Annotated in this window: 3 protein-coding genes, 2 pseudogenes and 1 riboswitch; all 5 genes and pseudogenes read right to left on the reverse strand. The window is 63.6% G+C overall.

Going from position 1 to position 4,969, the window contains the following annotated elements:
- A partial coding sequence (locus AHiyo1_RS17290; protein WP_445286233.1) for an amino acid kinase family protein occupies positions 1-415 on the reverse strand: 415 nt, incomplete at its 3' end.
- A pseudogene (obgE, locus tag AHiyo1_RS17295) lies at positions 405-1,992 on the reverse strand (GTPase ObgE). The pseudogene obgE and the gene AHiyo1_RS17290, both read right to left, overlap by 11 nt.
- A 145-nt stretch (positions 1,993-2,137) precedes the next feature.
- Positions 2,138-2,401 carry a 50S ribosomal protein L27 gene (gene rpmA / locus AHiyo1_RS17300; RefSeq protein WP_003803426.1) on the reverse strand — a complete coding sequence of 88 codons (264 nt, stop codon included), beginning with the start codon at positions 2,399-2,401 and terminating at the stop codon, positions 2,138-2,140.
- Positions 2,402-2,461: 60 nt separating this feature from the next.
- Positions 2,462-2,770, reverse strand: coding sequence for a 50S ribosomal protein L21 (gene rplU, locus AHiyo1_RS17305; protein ID WP_028267456.1), 309 nt, complete (start codon positions 2,768-2,770; stop codon positions 2,462-2,464).
- Between the two features lie 420 nt (positions 2,771-3,190).
- A pseudogene (thiD, locus tag AHiyo1_RS17310) lies at positions 3,191-4,709 on the reverse strand (bifunctional hydroxymethylpyrimidine kinase/phosphomethylpyrimidine kinase).
- Positions 4,701-4,797, reverse strand: a riboswitch (TPP riboswitch). (Overlaps the previous pseudogene by 9 nt.)
- Between the last annotated feature and the right edge of the window lie 172 nt (positions 4,798-4,969).

Here is a 4,969-nt window from a genome sequence, read left to right on the forward strand (position 1 = left end):
CGTTGCTGTGCTGGGTGCGCCGCATCAGGTCATCGGCAGTCAACAGGACTTGGCTGACCGTGACTCCGTGCGCAGCAAAAGCCTGCGAATAGCGCGCCATCAAAAGCCCTTGGCCCACACTGGCCGCAGCCTGCTGCGTGGCGAGGTCCTTGGGACGCTTGGCGAGCCCGAGCGGTGCGAGACCCGCCGCGATGGCACCGGAGGAGACCAGGATGATCTCCGTCCCGGAATTGCGCTTCTCGGCCAGGGCGTGGACCAGGGCCGTCAGCGCTTTCTCCGAGATGCCGCCTTTGATGCTGGTCAACGAGGACGAACCTACTTTGACCACAATCCGCTTGGCGCCGGCCAACGCCTGGCGTTCCGCGGCGTCGTCGCCTTCGGTGACTTCAGCGATGCGGGCCGTGCTAGTCGTCATTTCCGGCTTCCAGGCCGCTTTCCTTCAGGGGCTTGGGCAGACGGCGGCCGCTGACGGACTCGGTCCAGATGCCCGCCTTCCGCTCGGCTTCGAGCTCGGCACGTGCTGCAGCCTTGGCCTCGCGGCGCTCGAGCTGCTCGTCGCGCTTCTGCGAACGGGTGGGACGGTCGCCGATGTCGGCAACGCGAATGTCGGTTCCTCGAGGCGTCGCCAGGAGTTCGGCGCCCGCCATCATGGTGGGCTCCCAGTCGAACACCACGCCGTCTTCCTCGCCGATCACCACGGTGTCGCCCGGAACGGCACCCATCTTGAACAACTCGTTTTCGATGCCGAGCTTGGCCAGTCGATCGGCGAGGTAGCCAATGGCTTCTTCGTTGGTGAAATCGGTCTGCTTGACCCAGCGGACCGGCTTTTCCCCGAGCACGCGGAAGAGCGGTTCGAGGTTCTTCTCCTCGCGGCGGATCTTGAAGCCGGACTCGTTGACGGCCCGGGGGCGCAGGACAGGCGCTGCGACCTTGGGAGGCGCAATCGCAACGGCCTTGCGGGCGGCCATGACGATCTCGCCCATGGCGAAGCTCAATTGGCGCAGGCCTTCATGGCTCGTGGCAGAGACTTCGAAGACGCGGTAGCCGCGCTGTTCCAGTTCTGGGCGGACGAACTCGGCCATATCCCGACCGTCAGGCAAGTCCACCTTGTTCAGGACCACAAGCTTGGGGCGCTCGTTCAAGGGGACCACTTCGCCGTCAACGCCGGCGTAGCTCATGTCCACCGCGTACTTGTCCAGCTCTTGCTCGATGATCGCAAGATCGGTGAGCGGGTCCCTGTCCGCTTCCAAGGTTCCGCAGTCCAGCACGTGCACCAGCGCGGCGCAACGCTCTACGTGGCGCAGGAAGTTGTGGCCGAGGCCCTTGCCCTCGCTGGCGCCCTCGATCAGCCCGGGAACGTCGGCGATGGTGAACCGGACGTCACCGGCCTGGACCACGCCAAGGTTGGGGATCAGGTGGTAAACGGGTAGTCGGCGATCTTGGGCCGCGCCGCGGACATCGCCGCGACAAGGCTCGACTTGCCCGCGGAGGGGAAGCCAACCAGCGCGATGTCTGCGATGGACTTCAGTTCCAGGACGATGTCGCTGGACTCGCCTTCAATACCGAGGAGGGCGAAACCGGGCGCCCTGCGCTTCTGCGAAGACAACGAAGAGTTACCAAGGCCGCCCATGCCGCCTGCGGCGGCGACGAACTCGGTGCCTTCGCCGACGAGGTCAGCAAGGACGACGCGTCCTTGGTCTTGACCACCGTGCCGTCCGGGACGGGAAGGACGAGGGTTTCACCGTTCTTGCCGCCCCGCCAGTCGCCCATGCCCGGGCCGCCGTTGGTTGCGTGGCGGTGCGGTGCGTGGTGGTAATCAAGCAGGGTGGTGGTTTGGGCATCGACGCGCAGGATGACGTCGCCGCCATTGCCGCCGTTGCCGCCGTCGGGTCCACCGAGGGGCTTGAACTTCTCGCGCTTAACAGAAACACAGCCGTGGCCGCCTGTTCCGCCGGATACGTGAAGTACTACCCGGTCTACGAAGGTCGCCACGTGTTTCTCCTCTATGTGGAAATTACTGCTTGAAGTGCGTGTTGCGCCGCTGTCGCGCGGCCGCCCGCCCTAGTAAATTCTAGTGCGGTTAAAAAGACAGATGGAGCGGGCCATACGGCCCGCTCCACCCGTTCAGAACGTGTTATTACTCTGCAGCTGCAGCAGCAACGATGTTCACTACGCGACGGCCACGGCGAGTACCGAACTCAACCGCGCCTGCCTGCAGGGCGAACAGGGTGTCGTCGCCACCGCGGCCGACACCGGCGCCCGGGTGGAAGTGGGTGCCGCGCTGGCGGACGATGATCTCGCCTGCGGAAACGACCTGGCCACCGAAGCGCTTCACGCCGAGGTACTGGGCGTTGGAGTCACGACCGTTGCGAGTGGAGCTCGCGCCTTTTTTATGTGCCATTTGAAATGCCTGCCTTTAAATTCTGGGGAATCTGTTGAAAACCTGAACAGCAACCAGTGGTTACTTGATACCGGTGATCTTGATCTTGGTCAGTTCTTGACGGTGACCCTGGCGCTTCTTGTAGCCGGTCTTGTTCTTGAACTTCTGGATGACGATCTTCGGACCACGGAGGTCTTCGAGGATCTCAGCCGTAACCTTGACCTTGGCCAGATCCGCAGCTGCGGAGGTGACCTTGTCACCGTCCACCAGGAGCAGTGCGGGCAGCTCAAGGGTGCTGCCGGCTCCACCGGGGACGCGGTTCAGGGTTACGTAGTCTCCAACGGAAACCTTTTCTTGGCGGCCGCCTGCGCGGACAATCGCGTACACCACTTGGGCACTCACTTCTCTCGACGTTTATTACTAAATTTGCGTGCGGAACCCCGATCCAAAAACGGGCCTGGTTCACGCTGTGCCTCAACGCCGTGGACTCCGGTACGGAATCCATGAGTCATCCCTCGAATAGTTCTAAATGAAAGGTCAGTTCCAAATGAACGGTTTCTAGGGGCATAACCCAAGTGTTGGCGTAAGCACCGAAGATCTAGATTACGCTAGTTTCGCCTTCGGCTGCAAATGAGGCCAGGTCCGGAGGCTGCCACGTGATGGCTGCCACAGACTGGCTATGCCGCCATCCGGTACCGTGCCCGTCCACCTTACCCTGCCGGCCGTGAAAAGCTCGGATCCTCACGCCGACACGCTGCAACGCCTGCGGGGACAGGCCCCGTTCCGGTGCCTCCTCCCCGGAAGACCGGCTCAGCCGTGCAACCTTGGAGCATCGAAGAACGCCGTTTCATAGCGGCAGGATTGGGCAAACGCTCCATCATCGCTGTGCGCTCCGCGGGCGACGCAACCTGCGCGGCGGCATCCGTGATGTCGATCGCCTTGCGGGTGGCCTCCGCGAACGCCTCGTCCGCGTAGGTGCGCAGCCAATCCGCATAGGGGTGCTTGTCCGATGCTCCAGCCTCGACAAACCCATGGTGGAGCCGCTGTCCCACCTCGGCGTACAACCAGTAGCAAGGCAACACGGCAGCAACCAGCACCGCATAGCTTCCCGACGCCGATGCCGCCAGCAAGTGGTCCACGTAGGCCTTGGTGACCGGGCCCAGCTCTCCGCTCACCTGGCGTCCACTGAGCCAATTCCGGTGCAGCTCGGATTCGACTTCAAGGCACATCTGCGAGCCGCGGGCCCAGAACAGCTGTTCGGTTTCACTCGGAGCGAGGGCGCTTGCCCGTGCCAGGACCCTGGAATAGCCGTTGAGATAGATGGCATCCTGGGACAGGTAGTAGCTGAACTGCGCTTCGCTGAGACCACCGGATTGCAAGTGCTGGATGAAGTCCAAGCCATAAATGGCTGCCAGTTCCGTTTGGGCGGCGTCCCACATCCGGACGGCGAAGTCCCCCGGTTGAAGGGCCTGCTGGAGCGCGTGGAAATGATGGATCGGCCCGTTGCCCTTCCCTACTTCCAGCACCTCGGACCGGGTCAGCGCCTCCTGGAGCCAGGGCTTGACGACACGCAAAGCAGACTCCCAATCGCCGAGCCGCGCCTTGGCCGTCGCCATCGCCGACGACAGGGAACATCCCGTCCCATGGCTATTGCGGGTCTCCACCCGTTGGCCGGCGAATTCCACCACGTCCTGGCTCAGGACTCCCCCGGTATTGACCAGGGCATCGGGGCAGCCGGCTCCCTGCAGATGGCCCCCCTTCACCAGGACGGTGTTTCCGCAGCTAGCGGCCAGGCGCTTGCCTTGCTCCAACGCCGATGCCCAATCAGTGGCAACAGGCTCGCCAAGCAGCATGGCCAATTCCGGAAGGTTGGGGGTCACCAAGTCTGCGAGGGGCAGCAGTTCCCGCAGTGCGGTTTCAGCGGACTCCGCGAGGAGCCTGTCGCCACTGGTCGCGATCATCACCGGATCCAGGACGACGACGGCGGGGCGCGCCTTGCCGAGCCAGCGGCGGACTTCGTGGATGACCGCCGCGTCCCCGAGCATGCCGATCTTGACGGCATCAACCGTGATGTCGTCGCTAATGGCGTCCAATTGCTGGCGCAGGAACTCCACGGGAGGCACATGGACGCCAGTGACGCCCTGTGTGTTTTGTACAGTGAGCGCCGTGATGACGGCCATGCCGTAGCCGCCGTTGGCCGCAATGCTCTTCAGGTCTGCCTGGATCCCGGCACCACCTGAGGGGTCCGAGCCGGCGATGCTGAGGACCTGGGGATGGGGCGCTGGATGGCCTTGAGCGGGTAGACAGATGATTGCGCCGAAACAGTCATGCGAGACATCCCTTCGCCGGTGCTAACCGGACAGGTTCAACGGGTCTGGTCTCAGCCGGCTCGGTGCGCGGCACCCCGTGTCAGTCCCCTAGCTTAACCCTGATCACGCCTCGCCCGCTGAAATCGCCCTTTGCAACCGGACTGCCAGGGTCGGCGGATTGGCCCACAACGCCGAAACCCCGGCGGTTTCCACAGGAGCGGAAACGGCCGGGGCTTAGGCACGGTACTGCGTTCAGAGTTCGGACTTCGGCACACCGACG

It is taken from the genome of Arthrobacter sp. Hiyo1, assembly GCF_001263615.2.
Classification (GTDB): Bacteria; Actinomycetota; Actinomycetes; order Actinomycetales; family Micrococcaceae; genus Arthrobacter.

What these genes read in the sequence shown, in the direction of transcription:
- rpmA (WP_003803426.1), bottom strand. Translation starts at nt 2,401, where the DNA reads ATGGCACATAAAAAAGGCGCGAGCTCCACTCGCAACGGTCGTGACTCC.